General features: G+C 63.1%; 19 protein-coding genes. 12 read left to right on the top strand and 7 right to left on the bottom strand.

Annotated elements, in window-relative coordinates:
* Window positions 1–2 precede the first annotated feature (2 nt).
* The 8 genes from narJ to LOY35_RS15425 all read left to right on the top strand — a co-directional run bounded on the left by narJ (window position 3) and on the right by LOY35_RS15425 (window position 8302).
* Window positions 3–758, top strand: a complete 756-nt coding sequence (gene narJ, locus LOY35_RS15460) for a nitrate reductase molybdenum cofactor assembly chaperone (RefSeq protein WP_258624507.1) — start codon at window positions 3–5, stop codon at window positions 756–758.
* Window positions 751–1431 carry a respiratory nitrate reductase subunit gamma gene (gene narI, locus LOY35_RS15455; protein ID WP_258624504.1) on the top strand — a complete coding sequence of 227 codons (681 nt, stop codon included), beginning with the start codon at window positions 751–753 and terminating at the stop codon, window positions 1429–1431. The genes narJ and narI overlap by 8 nt, the downstream gene beginning before the upstream one ends.
* Before the next feature lie 10 nt (window positions 1432–1441).
* Window positions 1442–2386 (top strand): peptidylprolyl isomerase, encoded by a 945-nt coding sequence (locus LOY35_RS15450; protein ID WP_258624501.1) that lies wholly within the window; start codon window positions 1442–1444, stop codon window positions 2384–2386.
* A 25-nt stretch (window positions 2387–2411) separates the two neighbouring features.
* Complete coding sequence (gene moaA / locus LOY35_RS15445) at window positions 2412–3404, top strand: GTP 3',8-cyclase MoaA (protein WP_258624500.1); 993 nt, start codon at window positions 2412–2414, stop codon at window positions 3402–3404.
* A 268-nt stretch (window positions 3405–3672) separates the two neighbouring features.
* The gene (locus LOY35_RS15440) at window positions 3673–5688 is read left to right on the top strand and encodes a ribonucleoside triphosphate reductase (protein ID WP_258624499.1); all 2016 of its coding nucleotides are present in this window, start codon (window positions 3673–3675) and stop codon (window positions 5686–5688) included.
* A 29-nt stretch (window positions 5689–5717) separates the two neighbouring features.
* Window positions 5718–5879, top strand: coding sequence for an anaerobic ribonucleoside-triphosphate reductase (gene nrdD, locus LOY35_RS15435; RefSeq protein WP_144929447.1), 162 nt, complete (start codon window positions 5718–5720; stop codon window positions 5877–5879).
* Window positions 5876–6571, top strand: coding sequence for an anaerobic ribonucleoside-triphosphate reductase activating protein (locus LOY35_RS15430; protein WP_258624496.1), 696 nt, complete (start codon window positions 5876–5878; stop codon window positions 6569–6571). Before nrdD ends, LOY35_RS15430 begins: the two co-directional genes overlap by 4 nt.
* A gap of 111 nt (window positions 6572–6682) precedes the next feature.
* Window positions 6683–8302 (top strand): methyl-accepting chemotaxis protein, encoded by a 1620-nt coding sequence (locus LOY35_RS15425; RefSeq protein WP_258624490.1) that lies wholly within the window; start codon window positions 6683–6685, stop codon window positions 8300–8302.
* A gap of 138 nt (window positions 8303–8440) precedes the next feature.
* On the opposite strand, the gene LOY35_RS15420 is transcribed toward LOY35_RS15425, so the two are convergent.
* From LOY35_RS15420 to LOY35_RS15405, 4 genes are read right to left on the bottom strand one after another with little or no spacing between them, the layout of a single operon-like run.
* Entirely contained in the window at window positions 8441–9802 is a 1362-nt protein-coding gene (locus LOY35_RS15420; RefSeq protein ID WP_258624488.1) for a 4Fe-4S binding protein, read from the bottom strand.
* Window positions 9790–10644 (bottom strand): FTR1 family protein, encoded by an 855-nt coding sequence (locus LOY35_RS15415; RefSeq protein WP_258624486.1) that lies wholly within the window; start codon window positions 10642–10644, stop codon window positions 9790–9792. The genes LOY35_RS15420 and LOY35_RS15415 overlap by 13 nt, the downstream gene beginning before the upstream one ends.
* 22 nt (window positions 10645–10666) lie before the next feature.
* Window positions 10667–11023 carry a cupredoxin domain-containing protein gene (locus LOY35_RS15410; protein ID WP_258624483.1) on the bottom strand — a complete coding sequence of 119 codons (357 nt, stop codon included), beginning with the start codon at window positions 11021–11023 and terminating at the stop codon, window positions 10667–10669.
* Window positions 11024–11025: 2 nt separating this feature from the next.
* Window positions 11026–11556, bottom strand: a complete 531-nt coding sequence (locus tag LOY35_RS15405) for an iron transporter (protein WP_258624480.1) — start codon at window positions 11554–11556, stop codon at window positions 11026–11028.
* A gap of 188 nt (window positions 11557–11744) precedes the next feature.
* Between LOY35_RS15405 and LOY35_RS15400 the strand changes: the two genes are divergently transcribed.
* Window positions 11745–11972 (top strand): DUF3079 domain-containing protein, encoded by a 228-nt coding sequence (locus tag LOY35_RS15400; protein ID WP_258624479.1) that lies wholly within the window; start codon window positions 11745–11747, stop codon window positions 11970–11972.
* 143 nt (window positions 11973–12115) lie between these two features.
* Here the strand turns inward: LOY35_RS15400 and LOY35_RS15395 are convergent, their stop codons facing one another.
* The 3 genes from LOY35_RS15395 to LOY35_RS15385 all read right to left on the bottom strand — a co-directional run bounded on the left by LOY35_RS15395 (window position 12116) and on the right by LOY35_RS15385 (window position 17818).
* Entirely contained in the window at window positions 12116–13855 is a 1740-nt protein-coding gene (locus tag LOY35_RS15395) for a dipeptidase (protein ID WP_258624477.1), read from the bottom strand.
* A 274-nt stretch (window positions 13856–14129) separates the two neighbouring features.
* Window positions 14130–16130 carry a U32 family peptidase gene (locus LOY35_RS15390; protein WP_258624465.1) on the bottom strand — a complete coding sequence of 667 codons (2001 nt, stop codon included), beginning with the start codon at window positions 16128–16130 and terminating at the stop codon, window positions 14130–14132.
* Window positions 16131–16249: 119 nt separating this feature from the next.
* Window positions 16250–17818, bottom strand: a complete 1569-nt coding sequence (locus LOY35_RS15385; RefSeq protein ID WP_258624462.1) for a sensor domain-containing diguanylate cyclase — start codon at window positions 17816–17818, stop codon at window positions 16250–16252.
* 107 nt (window positions 17819–17925) lie between these two features.
* Between LOY35_RS15385 and LOY35_RS15380 the strand changes: the two genes are divergently transcribed.
* The 3 genes from LOY35_RS15380 to LOY35_RS15370 all read left to right on the top strand — a co-directional run bounded on the left by LOY35_RS15380 (window position 17926) and on the right by LOY35_RS15370 (window position 20604).
* On the top strand, window positions 17926–18384 hold the full coding sequence (locus LOY35_RS15380; RefSeq protein WP_258624459.1) for a metallophosphoesterase family protein: 459 nt from the start codon (window positions 17926–17928) through the stop codon (window positions 18382–18384).
* A gap of 469 nt (window positions 18385–18853) precedes the next feature.
* The gene (locus LOY35_RS15375; protein WP_258624457.1) at window positions 18854–20194 is read left to right on the top strand and encodes an NAD(P)/FAD-dependent oxidoreductase; all 1341 of its coding nucleotides are present in this window, start codon (window positions 18854–18856) and stop codon (window positions 20192–20194) included.
* A complete protein-coding gene (locus tag LOY35_RS15370; RefSeq protein WP_047702883.1) occupies window positions 20194–20604 on the top strand; it encodes a RidA family protein in 411 nt (136 codons plus the stop codon). The genes LOY35_RS15375 and LOY35_RS15370 overlap by 1 nt, the downstream gene beginning before the upstream one ends.
* Window positions 20605–20611 lie beyond the last annotated feature (7 nt).

Below are 20611 nucleotides of genomic sequence, written 5' to 3'. Positions count from 1 at the left end.
ACATGCGCATTCTCAAGGTGATTTCGTTGCTGCTCGACTACCCGACCGAGACCCTGGTGGCCGGTCGTGACGAGCTGGAGCAAGCGATTCTCCAGGCGCGGGAAATCAGCCCCAACCAGCGCGCCGGGTTGTTCGAATTGCTGGAGGTGATCTGCGCCAAGGATCTGATGGACGGCCAGGAGCACTACGGCGCGTTGTTCGGCCGCGGCCGTTCGCTGTCGCTGTTGCTGTTCGAACATGTCCATGGCGAGTCCCGCGACCGGGGCCAGGCCATGGTGGACATGATGGCCCAGTACGAAGCGGCCGGCTTCGCCATCGGCGTCAAGGAGCTGCCGGACTACATCCCGTTGTATCTGGAGTTTCTCTCCACCCGCGAAGACCTCGAGGCCCGCGAGGGCCTGGCGGATGTCGCGCACCTGTTGGCCTTGCTCGCCGCGCGTCTGGATGAGCGTGAAAGCGCCTACGCCAGTTGCTTCCGGGCGTTGCTGCAAATCGCCGGCGCCGAACCCCAGGGCGCGGTAGCCGAGCTGCGGGAGCAAGTGAAGGCCGAGCCACGGGACGACTCCCTCGAAGCCCTGGACCGGGTCTGGGAGGAAGAGGCGGTGGATTTCATGAAGGCCGAACAGCAGGACCGTTGCAGTTCGCTGCCGAGCGCGCCGGGCAGGGCCCGGGAAGAAAGTGCGGTGCCGTTGCACTGGGTGGATTTTCAGCATGAAGGGCGGGCCGTTGCGCCGGCCGGGGAGGTAGGCAATGTCTAAGTGGGATCTGTTGTTGTTCGGGGTCTACCCCTATGTCGCCCTGGCGATTTGTCTGCTCGGCAGTTGGGCGCGGTTTGACCTGTCCCAGTACACCTGGAAGGCCGGCTCCAGCCAGATGCTGAACAAGCGCGGCATGCGCGTGGCGAGCAACCTGTTCCACGTCGGCGTGCTGTTCGTGTTGGCCGGGCACTTTGTTGGCCTGCTGACGCCGTCGGCGATCTACCACCATGTGCTGAGCACCGAGAACAAGCAGTTGTTGGCGATGGTTTCCGGCGGCTTCTTCGGCGTACTGGGCCTGATCGGCTTGCTGATGCTGCTCAACCGGCGCCTGAGCGACCCGCGGGTGCGCGCTACGTCCAATACCTCGGACATTCTGGTGTTGGTGGTCTTGCTGGTGCAACTGGTGCTGGGGCTGATGACCATCGTTGCCTCCACCGCCCACATGGACGGTTCGGTGATGGTGATGCTGGCCGACTGGGCGCAGAACACCGTGCTGTTGCGTCCGGTGGAAGCCGCTACGTCGATGGCCCCGGTGGGCCTGGTCTACAAGCTCCATGTGCTGCTGGGCCTGACCCTGTTCGTGCTGTTCCCGTTCACCCGTCTGGTGCACATCGTCAGCGCGCCGGTCTGGTACCTGGGACGGCGTTATCAAATCGTTCGGCAGAAATTCTGAGGAGGCGATCATGGCCAGTGGATGCGGATGTGGTGGTGGTAACGGCGGCAGCGGCGGCTGTGGATCTTCAGCAAAGGCGGCGCCCGTGGCGGATGTCGCGCCCGTTGGGGCGGTGCAGTTCGAGCCGGTGGCGGTTGAGGAAGCGCCGCCGCAGTTGATCGCCAGCAGTGAACAGGAATGGCCGATTATCAGCGTCAACGGGGTGGCGATCACCCCGCAGGCGATGGCCCAGGAGCTGCAGTATCACCCGGCGCAGAGTCGGGAGGATGCGGTCTATCAGGCGGCGCGGGCCCTGGTGATACGGGAATTGCTCCAGCAGCGCATCGCCGAGCTGGGCTTGTCCCTGCAAGTCGGTGCCGGTGAAAACGAAGAAGAGGCGGCGACACGGTTGCTGCTCGAACGCGAAGTGCAGGTGCCGCAATGCGACGAGGCGACCTGCCTGCGTTACTACGAAAGCAACCGGGCGCGCTTTCACAGCGCACCGTTGCTGGCGGTGCGGCACATTCTGCTCGAATGCGCGCCGGACGACGCCGAGGGGCGCAGCCTCGCGCATGTCCAGGCCGGGCTGCTGCTGGAAAGACTCGACCAGGCCCCGGGCAGCTTCGCCGAGCTGGCCCAGAAGTATTCGGCTTGTCCGTCCAAGGAGCAGGGCGGATCGCTGGGGCAGATCAGCAAGGGCCAGACCGTGCCTGAGCTGGAGCGGCAGTTGTTTGCCCTGCCGGCGGGACTGTGCGGCAAACCGCTGGAGAGTCGCTACGGCTGGCACGTGATCAGCATCGACCAGCGCATCGACGGCCAGCCGTTGCCTTACGAGGCGGTGGCGACGGCGATCCGCACCCAGCTGCAGCAGGGCGTCTGGCAGAAAGCGCTGGTGCAGTACCTGCAAACCCTGATCGGTGCGGCGGACATTCGCGGCATTCATCTTCAGGGCGCCGACTCGCCGCTGGTGCAGTGAGCATCGACTCGAACAGGGGGCATTCATGAACGCTGTGCTGCAGGATGGATTTGGGCGCCAGATCGATTATTTGCGGATGTCGGTGACCGACCGTTGTGATTTTCGTTGTGTGTATTGCATGGCGAAGAACATGACCTTCCTGCCGCGTCAGCAGGTACTGACCCTGGAAGAGCTCCAGCGGTTGGCGCGGCTGTTCGTTGGCCTGGGGGTGAAGAAGATCCGCCTGACCGGCGGCGAGCCGCTGATCCGCCCGGGTATCGTCGGGCTGTGTCGCGATATCGCGGCATTGCCCGGGCTGCGGGAACTGGTGATGACCAGCAACGGCTCGCAGCTGGAACGGTTGGCCAAACCGCTGGCCGATGCTGGCGTCAAGCGCATGAACATCAGCCTCGACAGCCTGGACGGCGAGCGTTTTCGGGCCATCACCCGTAACGGCAACCTCGACCAGGTGCTGGCCGGTATCGAAGCGGCGAAGGCGGCCGGGTTCGAGCGGATCAAGATCAACTGCGTGGTGATGAAGGGGCGCAATTTCGATGAGGTGCCCGCGTTGGTGCAGTACGCCATCGAGCAGCGCATCGACATCAGCTTCATCGAGGAAATGCCCTTGGGAGAGGTAGGGCGTTCCCGGGGCGAGTCGTTCTGTTCCAGCGATGAAGTCCGGGCCATGATCGCCCGTCATCACCGGTTGCTCGACAGCGCCGAGAGCAGCGGCGGGCCGGCGCGCTATGTACGCCTGGAGCGTCACCCTGACACGCGGATCGGCTTCATTTCACCGAACACCCACAACTTCTGCGCCAGTTGCAATCGGGTGCGCATGACCGTTGAAGGGCGCTTGCTGCTGTGCCTTGGACAAGAGAACTCCCTCGACCTGCGTGGCTTGCTGAGGCGCTATCCGCTGGAGGACCAGCCAGTGATCCAGGCGGTGCAACACGCCTTGCGCGGCAAACCCTTGCGCCACGATTTCGACCCGGGTGGGGAGGTGCAGATTGTGCGGTTCATGAATATGAGTGGGGGGTGAAGAGCATCGTTGCCTGTGGCGGCGCTATCGCGAGCAGGCTCGTTCCCACATGGGGTTTGGGTTGACTGCAAGATTTGTGTTCACCCAGGTCCCCTGTGGGAGCGAGCCTGCTCGCGATAACGGCGCCCCAGTCACATCCCTATCAACTGACTCGCCCCCTTTCGATTCTTGACATCAGTCAATTGCAAACCGATCTATCCCCCGTACTCTCCACTGCATATTGTGTTTTATGAATTTCAAAAGCCTATATGTAGTGTCTGGAGCCCAAATGCAAAGCACGTTGATTTCAGTAGGGTGCAACCGCCTGCACAAGCGCGACGGCAGTGTGGTCGCCTTTGATGCGGACAAGATCCGCCAGGCGCTGATCGCCGCCGGCAAGGCCACCGGTGAGTACGCCGAGGTTGAAGCCGAAGCACTGCTCAACGCCGTGCTGGCCCGGTTGGAAGGGCAGTCGCGATTGAACGTCGAGCAGATCCAGGACCGGGTCGAGCGGGTGTTGATGGACGCCGGTTTCTTCCTCTCCATGCGCGCCTACATCGTTTACCGCGAGCAACACGGACGCTTGCGCCGGGATCGCCGTACCCTGGTGGAAGTCGCCACGTCGATGAACGAATACCTCGACCGCGAAGACTGGCGCGTGCAGGCCAACGCCAACCAGGGCTATTCCCTCGGCGGGTTGATCCTCAACGTGTCGGGCAAGGTCACCGCCAACTATTGGCTCGACGAGGTCTACAGCCAGGCCATCGGCGAGGCGCACCGCGAGGCCGACCTGCATATCCATGACCTGGACATGCTTGCCGGCTACTGTGCCGGCTGGTCCCTGCGCACGCTGTTGCACGAAGGTCTCAACGGCGTGCCGGGGCGGGTCGAGGCCGGGCCGCCCAAGCACCTGAGCAGCGCCCTGGGGCAGATGGTGAATTTCCTTGGCACCCTGCAGAACGAATGGGCCGGGGCCCAGGCCTTCAGCTCGTTCGACACCTACCTGGCGCCCTACGTGCGCAAGGACCGGCTCAGCTACGACGAGGTCCGCCAGTCTCTGCAGGAGTTCATCTACAACCTCAACGTACCCTCGCGCTGGGGCACGCAAACGCCGTTTACCAACCTGACCTTCGATTGGGTCTGCCCGCAGGATCTGCGCGAACAGATCCCGGTGATCGGTGGCGAAGAGATGCCGTTTGCCTACGGCGACCTGCAAGCGGAAATGGAGTTGATCAACCGTGCCTACATCGAGGTGATGCAGGCCGGCGATGCGAAAGGGCGGGTGTTCACCTTCCCGATCCCGACCTACAACATCACCCACGACTTTCCGTGGGACAGCGAGAACGCCGACCGCTTGTTCGAAATGACGGCCCGCTACGGCTTGCCGTACTTCCAGAATTTCCTCAACTCGGACATGCAGCCCAACCAGGTGCGGTCGATGTGCTGCCGTCTGCAACTGGACGTGCGTGAGCTGCTCAAGCGTGGCGGCGGCTTGTTCGGTTCGGCGGAACAGACCGGCTCCCTCGGGGTGGTGACGATCAACTGCGCCCGGCTGGGCTACCTGTACAAGGGCAATACCAGTGCGTTGTTGCAACGCCTCGATACCCTGATGGAGCTGGCGAAGGAAAGCCTGGAGGTCAAGCGCAAGGTGATCCAGCACCACATGGATGCCGGCCTGTATCCCTACACCAAGCGCTACCTGGGCACCTTGCGCAATCACTTCTCCACCATCGGCGTGAATGGCCTGCATGAAATGCTGCGCAATTTCACCGACGACCAACAGGGGCTGCACACCGAGCAGGGCCGCGAGTTCGCGCTGCGGTTGCTGGATCATGTGCGGGCGACGCTGTTGCGCTTCCAGGAGGAAACCGGCCATCTCTACAACCTGGAAGCCACGCCTGCCGAAGGCACCACCTACCGCTTCGCCAAGGAAGACCTTAAGCGCTACCCCGATATCCTCCAGGCCGGCAGCCCGGTTGCGCCGTACTACACCAACTCTTCGCAATTGCCGGTGGGATTTACCGAGGACCCGTTCGAGGCCCTGGAACTGCAGGACGAACTGCAATGCAAGTACACCGGCGGCACCGTGTTGCACCTGTACATGGCCGAGCAGATTTCTTCCACCCAGGCCTGCAAGCAATTGGTGCGCAAGGCCCTGGGGCGGTTCCGGCTGCCGTACCTGACGGTCACGCCGACGTTTTCGATCTGCCCGGTGCACGGCTACCTGGCCGGCGAACACGAGTTCTGTCCCAAATGCGACGAGGCGTTGTTGCTGCAACAGCAGCAGGCACGCAGCGTCCACTGATCCGATCATCCACCGTAAGGAGTTTCACCATGAATGAATCGCGCAACCTTCCGCAGGCCCAGCGCCAACGTTGTGAGGTCTGGACCCGGGTGATGGGTTATCACCGCCCGGTGGCGGCGTTCAACCCGGGCAAGCAGTCCGAGCACCGCGAGCGGGTGCATTTCACTGAACGCGCGGCCGGGCGTCCATGAGTCGAGTGCTGCGGGTCGGGGGCATGGTGCCCCTGACCACCCTCGATTATCCGGGCCAACTGGCCTGCGTACTGTTTTGCCAGGGCTGCGCCTGGCGTTGTCGTTATTGCCATAACCCGCAACTGATCCCGCCCCGTGGCAACGAAGAAGTGGATTGGTGCCGGGTGCTGGCGTTCCTGCAACGCCGCCAGGACCTGCTCGACGCTGTGGTGTTCAGCGGTGGCGAGCCGACCTTGCAGGACGGCCTGGGCTCGGCCATGGAGGAGGTGCGGCAGATGGGCTTTCGCATCGGCCTGCACAGCGCCGGCATCAAGCCAGCGGCGTTCGCCAAGGTGGTCGGGCAAGCCGACTGGGTGGGCTTCGACGTCAAAGCGCTGCCTGAAGATGCCCTGGACGTGACCCGGGTCGAAGGCAGCGGCACGGCCAACTGGCGCAGCCTCGACCATCTGCTGGACAGCGGCGTGGATTACGAGTGCCGCACCACGGTGCATTGGCATCTGTTCGACCCCGAGCGGCTACTGACCCTGGCCCGGCGCCTGAGTGAACGGGGCGTCAGCCGGTTCGCCGTGCAACTGGTGCGCACGGCCCGGATGCTCGACCCGCACCTCTCCAGCGTTTCGGCACACGCCTTGCAGCCCGAACTGTGGGCCGCTCTGCGGGAGCTGTTCCCCTCGTTCGTGTTGCGCAGCTAAGCCTTGTCGGGACGAACGACACAGCGGCTCGGGATGACCGGGCCACTCTTTTTTCCAAGGTTTTCAAATGCGCTGCCGGACCGGCAGGTAGTTGAACAGGGAGCATTTGATATGACCAGACTCACCACCGCCCAACGCATCGTGATCGGCTTTGCCATCGCACCACTGGCCTTGATCGCCCTGGCGTTGTACGCCTTGAACGACCTGGCTGTGTTGCGCGACCAGGCTGAGCAGATCGTCCGGCAGGATTGGCCGAAGATCGACCCGATCATGGTGATCGCCACGGGCGTGCGCGATAACGCCAGGAACACCCGGGACTTGCTGATCGATAAGAATAATGCACAGGTGCAGCAAGCCATCGATGCCACGCGACAGCGCATCACCCAGGCTTTCGCGACGTTAGAGCCGCTGTTGTTTCAGCCCGAAGGCAAGGCGGCTTTTGCCGAATTGAAGAAGCGTCGAGAGGCCTACGTGGCGGCATTCGTCCAGGTGCAGACGCTGATCCGCCAGGGCGCGACGGATGAGGCAATGACGCAACTCAGGCAGGGTGTGATCCCGGCGGAGCTTGAGGTGTACAAAAGCCTGGAAGGGTTGATGGCGATGCAGGGCAAGCTGTTTGCCGAGCGTGAGCAACTGGCCCAGGCACGCTACAGCGATGCGCGGCGCAACATGCTGATGTTGGTCCTGGCCTGCCTGGCCGTGGTGAGTACCGTGGCGATACTGGTGACCCGCAGCGTGACCCGACCGTTGGGCGGCGAGCCCGATGACGCCGCGCGGGTGCTGAGCCACATCGCCCAGGGCGACCTGACGATCCGCGTGCCGGTGGGCGTCGGCGCCAACGACAGTGTGATGAGCAACATGCACGATATGCAGCAGAACCTCAACACCATGGTTCGGCACATTGCAGCCTCGGTGGATCGGGTAGCCAGTTCATCCGAAGAGCTGAGTGCGGTCAGCAGCCAGACCAACAGCACGTTGCAGTTGCAAGGCATGGAGATCGAGCAGGCCGCGGCGGCGGTGAACCAGATGACAGCGGCGGTGGACGAGGTGGCGCGCAACGCCGTGAGCACCAGCGAAGCCTCGCGGGTCTCCGAGCAGACCGCCCAGCGTGGCCGTGAACAGGTCCAGCAGACGGTCGCCTGCATCTCGGCGCTGGCGGACGGCGTGACGGACACCTCGGCGCGCATTCAGCAACTGGCAGGGCGGGTCGAGGGCATCAGCACCGTACTGGACGTGATCCGCGGCATTGCCGAGCAGACCAACCTCCTGGCCCTGAACGCCGCCATCGAAGCCGCCCGGGCCGGCGATGCCGGACGCGGCTTTGCGGTGGTGGCTGACGAAGTCCGTGCACTGGCTCATCGCACCCAGGATTCGACCCGGGAAATCGAGGACATGATCGGCAACATCCGCCAGGACAGCGGGCACGCCGTGACGGCCATGCAAAACAGCAGCGAGCGGGTACAGGACACCCTGCAAGTCGCCCAGCGCTCCGGTGACGCCCTGGATGAAATCGCCCGCTCGATATCGCAGATCAACGAGCGCAACCTGATGATCGCCAGCGCCACGGAACAACAGGCCCTGGTGGCCCGGGAAGTGGACCGTAACCTGGTGGGCATTCGCAACCTGTCGGAACAGGTGCTGCTGGGGGCAAGGCACACCGATACCGCCGGCCAGGACCTGGCACAGATGGCCGGCTCGCTGCATGAGACGGTGGCGCGGTTCAAGGTGTAGCCGAGTCGGGGTGAAAGGTATGTGGGAGCCTGCTCGCGATAGCGGTGTGTCAGTCCAGGAAGATGTCGGATGTGCGGGCGTCATCGCGAGCAGGCTCGCTCCCACAGGTTCTGGCGGCGTATGCACTGTCTTGTGGGATCACCACCCCCAGAACTGCAACCACCAGCCATATCCCACGAGGCCGCAGGCCAATGCCAGGCACGCCATGGCGGGTAGTCGTCGAGCCGGGGACACTTGCTCCAGGCGTTTCCAACCCAGCCACAGGCTCCAGGCCATCGCCGCCAGCAAAAGCGCGGCCCGCGCTGGTTGCACCCATTCGAGCAACAATCCTTCATAGCGCAACAGCTTCACCGTGGTGGCCGACAAGCCGAGAAACAGCCCTGCACCACCAAGAGGCGTCAAGGTGATGGCTAAGGGCCAATAGTGTGCAGCATCTCCCGACATTTTCGCCGCCAGGCGTATCAGCAGCGTCAACGACCCCCCCAGCAGCAAGGCACTCATGCCCAGGTAGGCGAGGATGCAAAACCCATCGAGCCAACTGAAACTGTCATTGAGCTGCGGGTAGTGTGTCAGCAGCCACCATGGCGCGTTGTCCTGGAGGGGCCAGAGCAGGTCGTGGGTCACCAGCCATTGGGCCAGGTTCTGTTTCAGGGCGATGAACCACGGGCTGACGGTCCACTGGAAAGCCCCCATGGCCAGGCCGATGACGCCGAACAACAGCAAGCGCACGTCCCACGGCGAGACGCTGTTCGGTGTCGAGTGAAGAATTTCCTGGTTGCTGGAACGGGCGATCAGGCGCACGGCATTGCGCTGGCCGCTGCAACGACCGCAGGCATGGCAGTCGGCGGCGCCGCGCATGCGACGAATGTCCAGCAAGGGCGCGCAATTGGGCGGTGGTCGACGGGGCCCGGGATTTTCCAGCCAGCGTTGTTCGTCCACCTGAAAATGCACCGGTGCCAGGCGCGCGAGCAGGGCGAAGACGCCGCTGACCGGGCACAGGTAGCGGCACCATACCCGTTTACCCCGGGCGAACAGCAGGCCGACAATCACCGCCGCGATGGTCGAGCCGCCGAGGATCAGCAGCGCAGCCTGGGCATAGTCATAGACACTGATGAGTTGGCCATAAATCGTGGTCAGGCAGAACGCCAGGGTTGGCCAACCGGCCCAGCGCAGGCCTCGCGGCATGCCCAGGCCTTTGCCATATCGGCTGGCCCATTCGCTCAAGGCACCCTCGGGGCACAGCACGCCACACCAGAGCCGACCGAACAGCACGATCGACAGCAACACGAAGGGCCACCAGAGGCCCCAGAACAGAAACTGGGCCAGCAGCGTGAGGTTGTCGAACAGGCGCGCCTGGCTGTCCGGCAAGGGCAGGAAGGCAGGGACCACCAGCAACACCCCATAAAACAGCACCACTGCCCATTGCACGGCACGGATGGTCGCGCCATGGCGGCGCATGCCGTCGCCCAGGCGCTGGAGCCAGGCGTTCAGGTCGGGCATGGCAGGGTTTCCACCTTGCGCGGCCGCAGCCAGCCGACGACGGCCAGCCAATAGCCGATCCACACCAGCAATGTCAGTGCGCTGGGGCTCGCCCGATACCCGGCAAAATCGGCGAGGAAACCACCGAGCCCATGGCCGTCATCCAGGATCGCGCTGCTGTCCCACAGGGCATCGCCGATGCCGCGATACACCGCCTCGGGCCAGTCCATCGCAAGCAACTGCCCGCCGACCCGCTCGATGCCGCTGACCAGCAACGCCGCTCCCAGCAGCAGAAGAATTGCCTCGCTGATGGCAAAGAAACGTGGCCATGAGATGAACCGTCGACTGCCGTGCAGCAAGGAAACGGTCAGCAGCGCCAGCACCAGCCCAGCCACCGCGCCCACGGCGAACATTCCCAACTGCGGCCCTTGCAGGCGGGCCCCGGCGCCATACAGGAAAACCACGGTTTCACTGCCTTCGCGGCTCACGGCCAACAGCGCCAGGACCAGCAGGCCGAGGCCACCCTGGCGGTCCAGGCTCCGGTCGGCTTGACGGGTCAGGTCCTGCTTGAGCCTGCCGGCATTGCGGCGCATCCAGCCCACCATTTGCACGATCAGCACACTGGCGACCAGCGCCAACGAGGCCTGGAACCACTCGTTGGCCGCGCCGCTCATGGCCTCGCCGGCCAGCAGGATCAGCCCGGCCAGCGCAGCCGAAAGCAGCAGGCCCAGGGCCGCGCCGCTCCAGACGTAGCGCAGTAACGGCCGGGTCTGTTGCTGACGGCTGACCCAGGCCTGGAGAATCCCGAGCACCAACAATGCCTCGACGCTTTCGCGCCAGACAATAAACATCGATTGAGTCATGCGAACGCCTCCTGCTGACCGATCACTGGGCCAGGATGCCGCCCTCGGGCAGTTGCGGATTGAATTCATCGAAAAATGGATAGCGCCCCGGACGCAGCGGATGAATCACGACGAAGGTGGTGACTCCGGGCGACAGCACTTTTTCCACGCGCAATGGCGTGCTTTCGAACTCCGCCGGGCCCTGGCCGACGTTCTTCAGCACGATCTTGAAGCGCTGCCCGGCCGGTACTTCCAACAGCGGCGGGGTGAAATGTCCGTCGCGGATGCTCAGTTCATAGGTCGGCAACTCGGCCTGGGCCAGCGAAGGCAGCAGGCCCACCAGCATCAGCCAGGCCAGGCGTCCATGCCTTGCGGGCCGCCCGCGGGTTCGGCGGTCCATCTTCAATATCCGCCTTTCTTGCCGATCCCGGCGTAGACGAATTCGTAGTGCAACTCACAACGCTCGAACCACGGCGCGACGCCGGTTTCCTTGTCGGTATGACGACCGAGGGAGCCATGACCGCTCGGAGGCAGGACGGTGAAGGTCAGTTGATATTTGCCGGGGCCGAGCAGTTTCACGTTGTCGCCATAGTGCGGTCCGTCATTGGCGACCATGGCGTGGAAATCACCCTTGAGCTCGGTGTCGTTGCCCTGCTTTTTCAGCTGGAACGACACGTTGAGGTAGGGCACGAAGCTGCCTTCCTGAAAGCCTTGCGAGTTGTCCGCCGTGGCGCGGATGTCGGCTTCCAGGTGAACGTCGGAATCGGCGGTGGCGCGCATCATGCCGGCTGGAGCCATTTCAATCGGTTGCAGGTACACCGCGCCGACTTCCAGTCCCGGGCACAATTGCGGTTCGCCGATGGGGTATTCCTTGGCCTGGGCCAGTGGCGCGAGAACGAGGAGGGCGAGAGACAGGGGAGTGAGCGTGCGCATGATGACTTCCTGGACGACGTAAGAGTTGGCCGGAGTCTAGGGAGCTTCGCTGCGAATAATAATGATTATTGTCAATTTTCAGCGTGATTCTGCGAAAGAAATGGCAGGGTCGTTCTTGATCGAAATCAAGGGTGGTTCAAGCCTGGTGCGATAGGGTGCAGCTACACCCATCCGTCAGCGGGGTTCCCATGGCCAAGCCCTTTCCCCTCAGCCCCAAGCACCCTGAACGCATCTGCTGGGGCTGCGACCGCTACTGCGCATCGAACGCCCTGGCCTGTGGCAACGGCGCCGACCGGACCATGCACCCGGCCGAGATGATTGGGGAGGATTGGTACCTGCATGGGGATTGGGGGTTGGAATTGACTGACATAACAGCAAAGGTCGTGGACCCGAGCGCCAGTTCCCTGAAGGAATAAAACGCTCTGTGGCGAGGGGATTTATCCCCGCTGGGCTGCGCAGCGGCCCCAAGATTGTGGGGCCGCTACGCGCCCCAGCGGGGATAAATCCCCTCGCCACATTAAAACCTGCCAGCCGGGAAATAACTGGCCGGCAGATGTACTCAGAGCTTCGGCATCTGCCCGATCCGTCCCATCATTTCGGTCACGATCTGCAAGTCCAGCATGAACTGCTCGACTGTCTTGAACTCGTTGTCGTTATGACCGGTGTACTTGACGTTGGGCATTGCCAGGCCGAACTGCACGCCGTTGGGCAGGTCGTGGACCGATGTGGCGCCCGCGGAGGTGCCGTATTTGTGCTCCATGCCCAGGTTTTCGGTGGCCACGGCCAGCAGCGCCTTGACCCATTCGCCCTCGGGGTTGCGGTACATTGGCTCGTCGATGGAGTAATCGAAGGCCACTGCAACATGGGACTTCTTGCTCCAGGCCGCCAGTTTGTCGGCGATCTCAGTCTTGAGCGCTTCGGTGGACTTGCCGACCGGAACGCGCAGGTTGACGGCGAGCTTGAAGGTCTTGTCATCCATGCCGACAAAGGTCAGCGAGGCGGTCAGCGGGCCCATGAACGCGTCGGAGAAGCCAATCCCCAATTGTTTACCCAAGTAGTCCAGGCCCCAGTTGTCGGCGGCGTAGCGGGCGGCGTCGGTGATGTGGTTGTGCTTGAGTGCAACCTTGTTGTCCAGGCCGTTGATGAAGACCAGCATCCGCGCTACCGGGTTGACGCCGGACTCGGGCTCTGACGAGTGAGCGGAAACACCGGTGAAGGTCAGTTGGACGTCCTTGCCGACGACCTGGCTGGCGACCTTGAAGTTGCCGCCATTGCGCTTGGCATAATCGGTACCGGCCTTGAGCAGGCTGGCGGCCAGTTCGGCAGGCTTGTCAGCGACGAAGGTAGCCACCGATGTCGATGGAATCTGGTTGGTTGCCAGGCCACCGGTCAGCGCGGTGATTTCGGCGCCCTTGCCTTGCGCCGGACGACGGGCAAAGTTCGCCATGACCGTGCCGTAGCCTTTCTCGGCAATCACCACCGGGTAGCCGCCATCCAGTGCCAGGTTGTAATTCGGCGTCGGGTTGTGTTCGAAGTAGTAAGGGATCGCGTCACCGGTGGTTTCCTCGGTGGTGTCCACCAGCAGCTTGAAATTCCGCGCCAGCGGCAGCTTCTCTTCCTTGATGATCTTCATGGCATAGAGCGCCACGACGATACCGTTCTTGTCGTCCTCGGTGCCCCGGCCGTACATGCGGTCGCCCACCAGGGTGACTTTGAACGGATCGAGTCGCGTGCCGTCCTTCAGCACCCAGTTCTCCGGAGTCACCGGCACCACGTCGGCATGGGCGTGGATGCCGACGACTTCGTCGCCACTGCCCGGCAGGGAGATTTCATAGACGCGGTTGTCGATGTTGCGGAAGTTCAGGTCGAAAGTCTGGGCGAGACTCTTGATCTTGTCGGCGATCTTGAGGAACTCGGGGTTCTCGTGCTGGGCCACGCCTTCCTTGCGGAAGGTCGGGATCGCCACCAGCTCTTTCAGGGTTTCAGTGGCCGCGGCGCCATATTTCACCCGCGCATAGATACCCAGCAGGCGATGGATTTCATTCTGTTGTTCGGCCGAAAGGGTCTTGTTGTCGAGGAAGGCGCTGATGGCCGGACCCAGGTCAGCGGTTTTGGCTACGTCGCTCTTGGCCACGCTGCCGAGGAATTGCCTGAAGTCCGTGACCGACGTGTCAGCGAGGGTTTTGACCAGGGTTGCGCTCTGCTGCGCGGTGATGTTGGCGAGTGCTGGCGCGGAAAGCGTTGCGAAGCTGGACAGCAGCAGGGTGGTCACAGCCAGGTGCTTGAGCGAGAAGTCCATTGCTGGGGCATTCCTTTGCGGAGGAGTTGAAGGAAGATGTCTCATTGGCGAAACGACTACGCAACCTACCACCGCAGGTCAGCGGGCGGGGAGTCCACGAAGTAGGATTTGTCGCACACTCAAGCAAAAACGACGCAGAAATGAAAAACAAGGGTAGGCAACCCATGTGGGAGCGAGCCTGCTCGCGATGACGGCGGCACATCCGACATCATCCCAGGCTGACCTACCGCTATCGCGAGCAGGCTCGCTCCCACAGAGAGGGTGTAGCGGTGACTTAATGCGGGGCGCGGGGGATGGTCTTGAGCAGGTCCTCGGGGCTGATGTGGCCGACAACCGGCTGCGCCGTGCTGCCCGGCAGCGGCAGGTCGAGGATGTGGCCCTTGATCTTGCCGACCACGTGCATCTCGCAGGGTTTGCAGTCGAACTTCAGCGTCAGGACTTCGTCCCCGTGGATGAGCTGCATCGGCGCGACCTTGGTGCGCACGCCGGTGACGCCCTTGGCCTGCTTGGGGCAGAGGTTGAACGAGAAGCGCAGGCAGTGCTTGGTGATCATCACCGGCACTTCACCGGTTTCCTCGTGGGCCTCGAACGCCGCGTCGATCAGCTTGACCCCATGGCGATGATAGAAATCCCGGGCCTTCTGGTTGTAGACGTTGGCCAGGAACGACAGGTGCGACTCCGGGTACACCGGTGGCGGGCTGGTCTCGGCCTTGCGACCACCGCGGGGGTGCGCTTCGATGCGGGCGGCGGTCAGGGCCTCGATGGCTTCGCGACGCAACGCCTTGAGCTGCGAGTTGGGAATGAAGAATGCCTGGGGCGCATCCAGCTCGATGGCGGTGGCGTGGTATTCGGTGGTGCCCAGCTGGCCGAGCAGGTCGTGCAATTGCTCCAGGGCCTGTTCCGGCTTGTTGGCCACGCCGAACGGCCCGTCCAGGGCGACGCTGGCACAAATGCCTTCCTCGCTGGTGGCCGTCAGTTCCAGGCGCGCTTCGCGCAGATGCGCGATCCACGCCAGGCCGACACGCCGCTCGGATGAGGTCTTGAGCAACGCTTGCTGCCAGTTATGGTCCAGGTTGCGGCTCAACGGGTGGTTGGGACGCAACTGGTACATGCCGGCCGGCATCTCGTTCGGCTCGACGCGGTAGCGGTAGCGCTTCTGGCCGTCTTCTTCGAACTCACCCTTGGGCTCGGCGATATTGGCCCGGAAGCCCACCACTTCACGCTTGACCAGTACGTTCAGGCCGTCGCCGTTGGACAACGGATCGAAGGTCACGACCTGCAGGTCGCGCTTGCCGACTTTTTCCACCACGCCCACCGGCACGCCGGTGAAGGTCGGCGAGTCGAAGGCGCCGATGTCGATCTTGCGCTCGCTGACGAAGTAGTCGGTGCTGCCCCGGTGGAAGGTCTTGTCCGGGTCGGGCACGAAGAAATGCGCGGTACGGCCGCTGGACGCACGGGCCAGGTCCGGACGGTCTTCGAGGACGTCGTCCAGGCGCTGGCGATAGTAGGCGGTGATGTTCTTTACATAGCCCATGTCCTTGTAGCGCCCTTCGATCTTGAACGAGCGCACGCCGGCCTCCACCAGGGCGCGGATGTTGGCGCTCTGGTTGTTGTCCTTCATCGACAGCAGGTGTTTTTCATAGGCGACGACCCGACCCTGGTCGTCCTTGAGGGTGTAGGGCAGGCGACAGGCTTGGGAGCAGTCGCCACGGTTGGCGCTGCGACCGTTCTGGGCGTGGGAGATATTGCACTGGCCGGAGAACGCCACGCACAGCGCGCCGTGGATGAAGAACTCGATGGCGGCATCGGTTTCGTCAGCGATGGCGCGGATTTCCTGCAGGTTCAACTCACGGGCCAGTACCAGCTGCGAAAAGCCGGCCTGATCGAGGAACTTGGCCCGGGCCAGGGTACGAATGTCGGTCTGGGTGCTGGCGTGCAGCTCGATCGGCGGGATGTCCAGCTCCATCACCCCCAGGTCCTGGACGATCAGCGCGTCGACACCCGCATCGTACAGCTGGTGGATCAGCTGGCGGGCCGGCTCCAGCTCGTTGTCGTGCAGGATGGTGTTGATCGTGGTGAACACGCGGGCGTGGTAGCGATGAGCGAACTCCACCAGCCGGGCGATATCGCCCACCTCGTTGCAGGCGTTGTGACGCGCGCCGAAGCTCGGGCCACCGATGTACACGGCGTCGGCGCCATGCAGGATGGCCTCGCGGGCGATGGTCACGTCGCGGGCAGGGCTGAGCAATTCCAGATGATGTTTGGGCAAGGACATGTGTTTTTAGTCAGGCTGGTCACGGTCGAAGCGGGCATTGTAGCCGTCAGGCGCCTTGCCGGCACCTGTGGACTTGGATTTGCGCGATCCGGACCGATGCACGGCTGTCCCTTCCCGGGTCAACCCGACGTGGCGTTGGCGCTGCACCAGCGGTTTCGGCCGGTGTTCTTGGCCAGGTACAAAAAGGCATCGGCGGCCTTGATCAACATGGCGGGCGTCAGGTCCACGGTGCCCGGCTGGCTGGTGGTGATGCCCGCGCTGGCCGTGACGATGCCCAATGGATGATCACCATGTTCGATGTTCAGCGCCCTGATGGCGTCGAGAATGTCCTGGGCGATCTTGGCGGCACCGGTGCCGTCGGTATTGGGCAGCAGGACGGTGAATTCTTCGCCGCCGTACCTGACCGGCAGGTCCCCCGGCCGTTTTACCGCGCTCTGGATCGCCCCGGCGATGGCCCGCAGGCACTCATCCCCGGCGGCGTGCCCGTACTTGTCGTTGAAGCGCTTGAAGTAGTCGACATCGAGCATGATCAGTGCCAGGGACGAGCCCTGGTGCCTGGCCAGGCGCAGCTCATCGGCCAAGGCCAGATCCAGCTTCCTGCGGTTGCCCAGCCCGGTCAGGCTGTCGGTCAAGGCCATGTCCCGCATGCTCTGGTGTGCATGACGGATCTGCTTTTCCATGGTCATCCGGTAGCGCAGTTGGCTCAGCACGATGAGCCCGAAGCCGACCAGGGTGACGATCAGGAAAACCAGCACGAAGCCGGTCTTGAGCAGGTCGCGGCGCCAGGGCGCGATGATGGAGTCCCGGGACAGGCCGGCTTCCACCACCAACGGATAGGTGGTCAGGGCGCGGTAGCCGTACAGGCGTTCGGTGTCGTCGATCACGGCGCGGGCTTCGGCGGTGCCCTGGTTCGAGGTCGGCAGGAAGCTCTTGAAGATCACGCTATTGACCAAGCTCTTGCCGATCACCGTCTCGACGAAAGGGCGCCGTACCAGGAGGGTGCCGTTGCGCATGGCCAGGACCAGGGCGCCCTTGTCGTCGATCTTGAAGTCGCCGTAGTAGTCCACGAAATAGGCGACCTTGACCGTTCCAAGCAGCACGCCAGCGAACGAACCGTCGGGGTTGTTCAGGCGTCGGGAAATGGGAATGATCAGATCATGGGTGGAGCGGCTCCTGATGACCTCGCCGATGCGCACGTTTCGATCCGTGTGGGTGCGGTGATACTGGAAATAGTCACGATCGGCGTTGTTCGCCGGTTCCGGAATCGCTTCCTTGTCGGTGACCACCCATTGCCCATCGGGCCCGTAGATAAACAGTCCATGCAGTTGCGGCATGATGGCGGATTGCTGCATCAACAGTTTATGGATGCGCGGGATGTCGATGTTCTTGAGCCCGTCACCTTCCACCCGCTCGCTGAGTGCGGCGGTCACCACGTCCACCTGGCGAATGGTGTCTTCGGCGTGCTGAGCCGTCGCCCGCGCCAGGTTCGTCACCGAATCGCGGGCGGCCGAAAACGCCGCCCGGTAGTCGCGCCAGGTCCTCCAGCCCTCTACGGACAGAAAGGCTATCACCACCACCAGCATGAAACTGACGGTAAGCCTCAATGCCGCGCCTGGCCGCGCAGCCTGGGGGTCGAAGTCCTCGACAGGGCTCTCGCTCCCTGGCTCCGGCCGTTTGCGTCCGAGCATCAACATTTCCTTTTACGACAAGTCTGCGCACTATGGCTGCGCAGCCTATCTTATTCAATTCCAGCACGTCAGCCAGTTGCGATGACGCAGACACAGCGGGGAACCTCATGAAAGTTGGTGTCATTTCCGATACCCACGGCTTGCTCCGCCCTGAAGCGCTTGCGGCGCTGGCGGGGTGCGAGCGGATCATTCATGGCGGTGATATCGGCAGCCCCGGAATCCTCGAGCAACTGGCCTCCATTGCTCCGCTGCACGTGGTGCGCGGCAACAATGACCTCGATGCCGATTGGGCCGGGCAACTTGCCGATCGTTTGCAATTCGATCTGTGTGGGTGGCAGGTCCTGCTGGTGCATGACATTGCCGATGTGCCGGCTTCGCTCGATCCGGACGTGAAATTGATCATCACCGGTCACTCCCACAAGCCGGGCATCGATTGGCGTGGCGAGCGCTTGTACCTGAACCCCGGCAGTGCCGGCCGGCGGCGTTTCAAGTTGCCGGTGACGCTGGCGCTGCTGGAGGTGAGTGCGGGTTCGATCGAGCCGCGGATCGTTCGTTTATTGGGATGACGACAGGGGTTTAGTACTGGGGTTCTCCTGATCCACCGCTATCGCGAGCAGGCTCGCTCCCACACGGGAGGTGCGCTGGCCGCGAGTTCACTGTTCACCATCAATCCCTGTGGGAGGTGCGCTGGCCGCGAGTTCACTGTTTCACCATCAATCCCTGTGGGAGCGAGCCTGCTCGCGATGGCAGTCTGTCAGTCTCATCAGTCTTGGCTGATCCACCGCTATCGCGAGCAAGCTAGCCCCCCCGCTGGTTTCCGGGCTGGGCGCGAGATAGTTGCTCGTCTTCAGAGTGCCAGGCGCACATACAGCTTTTTCCTCTCCAGCAACTACAAAAACCCTCGTTTCGCAAATTCCCGCCTGCCAACACAATCGCTTCACACCCTTCAGGTCCCTGTACCGAAGAACAAAAACAACACAACCGAGGCGGCCGCCATGACCGACCTGATCAACTCTCCTGCCGGAAGTGCAAGACATGACCGTTGAAACCCTACACATCGATACCCTTGTAGTCGGCGCCGGCCAGGCCGGTATAGCCATGAGTGAACACCTGAGCCGGAACGGCGTGCCGCACCTCGTCCTGGAGCGCAACCGCATCGCCGAAGCCTGGCGCACGGCGCGCTGGGACTCGCTGGTTGCCAACGGCCCGGCCTGGCATGACCGCTTCCCGGGGCTGGAGTTCGAGGGCCTCGACCCGGATGCGTTCGCAGCCAAGGATCAGGTGGCCGATTACTTCGAAGCCTATGCCAACAAATTCAGCGCGCCGATCCGCACGGGTGTGGAGGTCAGAAAAGTCGAGCGCAATGTCGGCCGTCCCGGCTTCATCATTGAAACCTCGGAAGGGTTGATTGAGGCCCTTCATGTGGTGGTTGCCACCGGACCATTCCAGCGGCCGGTGATTCCGCCGATTGCGCCGGACATGGCGACGGTCACTCAGATCCATTCCGCCCTGTATCGTAATCCACGGCAATTGCCGGACGGCGCGGTGCTGGTGGTGGGGGCAGGGTCGTCGGGGGTGCAGATCGCCGATGAGCTGCGGCGTGCCGGCAAGCGGGTCTACCTGTCGGTAGGCGCCCATGATCGTCCTCCACGGGCCTATCGCAACCGTGATTTCTGCTGGTGGCTGGGCGTACTGGGCGAATGGGATGCCGAAGCCGTCCAGCCCGGCAAGGAACACGTGACCATCGCCGTGAGTGGTGCCCGCGGCGGTCATACGGTGGATTTTCGCCGGCTGGCCCACGAGGGCATAACCCTGGTGGGGCTGACAAAGGCATTCCATGAGGGCGTGGTGACGTTCGAGGCCAATCTTGCCGAGAACATTGCCCGAGGCGATGAAAACTACCTGGCGCTGCTGGATGCCGCCGACGCCTACATTGCCCGCAACGGCCTGGACCTGCCGCTCGAGCCAGAGGCACGCCACCTGCTGCCTGACCCGCAATGCCTGACCCACCCGATCCTCGAGCTGGATCTGGTCGACGCTGGCGTGACCACGATTATCTGGGCCACGGGCTACTCGGTGGATTACAGCTGGTTGAAGGTCGATGCGTTCAACGCCAGCGGCAAACCCCGGCACCAGCGCGGAGTTTGCAGCGAACCGGGTCTGTATTTCGTCGGCCTGCCATGGCAGTCGCGTCGAGGGTCGGCCTTCATCTGGGGGGTATGGCATGACGCCCGGCATGTCGCCGATCACATCGTGAAGCAGCGCACCTACCTCACCTATCGAGACGCAGCCCAGCGTCAGGACCAGGACGTTCACGCGCAGTCGCCCGGCACCGATTCACGCAGTCCAGAAGCCAGCCTCATGGGAGTTCGCTGATGCCTACCCACACTCGTATCCGCATGTTCAACACCCAAGATACCTACCCGAACCAGACGCTGGACAACGACTTGTGCCAGGCCGTGCGCGCCGGCAACACCGTCTATGTGCGCGGTCAGGTGGGCACCGATTTCGACGGGCAGCTGGTGGGCCTCGGCGACCCGCGTGCCCAGGCCGAACAAGCCATGCGCAACGTCAAGCAATTGCTTGAAGAGGCCGGCAGCGACCTGAGCCATATCGTCAAGACCACCACCTATTTGATCGACCCGCGTTACCGCGAGCCGGTGTACCAGGAAGTCGGCAAATGGCTTAAGGGCGTGTTCCCGATTTCCACCGGACTGGTGGTCAGCGCTCTTGGTCAGCCGCAGTGGTTGATGGAAATCGATGTGATCGCGGTGATTCCCGAATAAGGAGCGG

Origin of the sequence: Pseudomonas sp. B21-028, assembly GCF_024749045.1 — a bacterium.
GTDB lineage: Bacteria > Pseudomonadota > Gammaproteobacteria > Pseudomonadales > Pseudomonadaceae > Aquipseudomonas.
This window is presented reverse-complemented; position numbering and strand designations above follow the sequence as displayed.

Coding starts and splice junctions, on each gene's coding strand:
- LOY35_RS15440 (WP_258624499.1), top strand. CDS start 3,673: ATGCAAAGCACGTTGATTTCAGTAGGGTGCAACCGCCTGCACAAGCGC.
- moaA (WP_258624500.1), top strand. CDS start 2,412: ATGAACGCTGTGCTGCAGGATGGATTTGGGCGCCAGATCGATTATTTG.
- LOY35_RS15400 (WP_258624479.1), top strand. CDS start 11,745: ATGGCCAAGCCCTTTCCCCTCAGCCCCAAGCACCCTGAACGCATCTGC.
- nrdD (WP_144929447.1), top strand. CDS start 5,718: ATGAATGAATCGCGCAACCTTCCGCAGGCCCAGCGCCAACGTTGTGAG.
- LOY35_RS15390 (WP_258624465.1), bottom strand. CDS start 16,130: ATGTCCTTGCCCAAACATCATCTGGAATTGCTCAGCCCTGCCCGCGAC.
- LOY35_RS15385 (WP_258624462.1), bottom strand. CDS start 17,818: ATGCTCGGACGCAAACGGCCGGAGCCAGGGAGCGAGAGCCCTGTCGAG.
- LOY35_RS15405 (WP_258624480.1), bottom strand. CDS start 11,556: ATGCGCACGCTCACTCCCCTGTCTCTCGCCCTCCTCGTTCTCGCGCCA.
- LOY35_RS15420 (WP_258624488.1), bottom strand. CDS start 9,802: ATGCCCGACCTGAACGCCTGGCTCCAGCGCCTGGGCGACGGCATGCGC.
- LOY35_RS15370 (WP_047702883.1), top strand. CDS start 20,194: ATGCCTACCCACACTCGTATCCGCATGTTCAACACCCAAGATACCTAC.
- LOY35_RS15415 (WP_258624486.1), bottom strand. CDS start 10,644: ATGACTCAATCGATGTTTATTGTCTGGCGCGAAAGCGTCGAGGCATTG.
- LOY35_RS15375 (WP_258624457.1), top strand. CDS start 18,854: ATGACCGTTGAAACCCTACACATCGATACCCTTGTAGTCGGCGCCGGC.
- LOY35_RS15425 (WP_258624490.1), top strand. CDS start 6,683: ATGACCAGACTCACCACCGCCCAACGCATCGTGATCGGCTTTGCCATC.
- narI (WP_258624504.1), top strand. CDS start 751: ATGTCTAAGTGGGATCTGTTGTTGTTCGGGGTCTACCCCTATGTCGCC.
- LOY35_RS15410 (WP_258624483.1), bottom strand. CDS start 11,023: ATGGACCGCCGAACCCGCGGGCGGCCCGCAAGGCATGGACGCCTGGCC.
- LOY35_RS15450 (WP_258624501.1), top strand. CDS start 1,442: ATGGCCAGTGGATGCGGATGTGGTGGTGGTAACGGCGGCAGCGGCGGC.
- LOY35_RS15395 (WP_258624477.1), bottom strand. CDS start 13,855: ATGGACTTCTCGCTCAAGCACCTGGCTGTGACCACCCTGCTGCTGTCC.
- narJ (WP_258624507.1), top strand. CDS start 3: ATGCGCATTCTCAAGGTGATTTCGTTGCTGCTCGACTACCCGACCGAG.
- LOY35_RS15430 (WP_258624496.1), top strand. CDS start 5,876: ATGAGTCGAGTGCTGCGGGTCGGGGGCATGGTGCCCCTGACCACCCTC.
- LOY35_RS15380 (WP_258624459.1), top strand. CDS start 17,926: ATGAAAGTTGGTGTCATTTCCGATACCCACGGCTTGCTCCGCCCTGAA.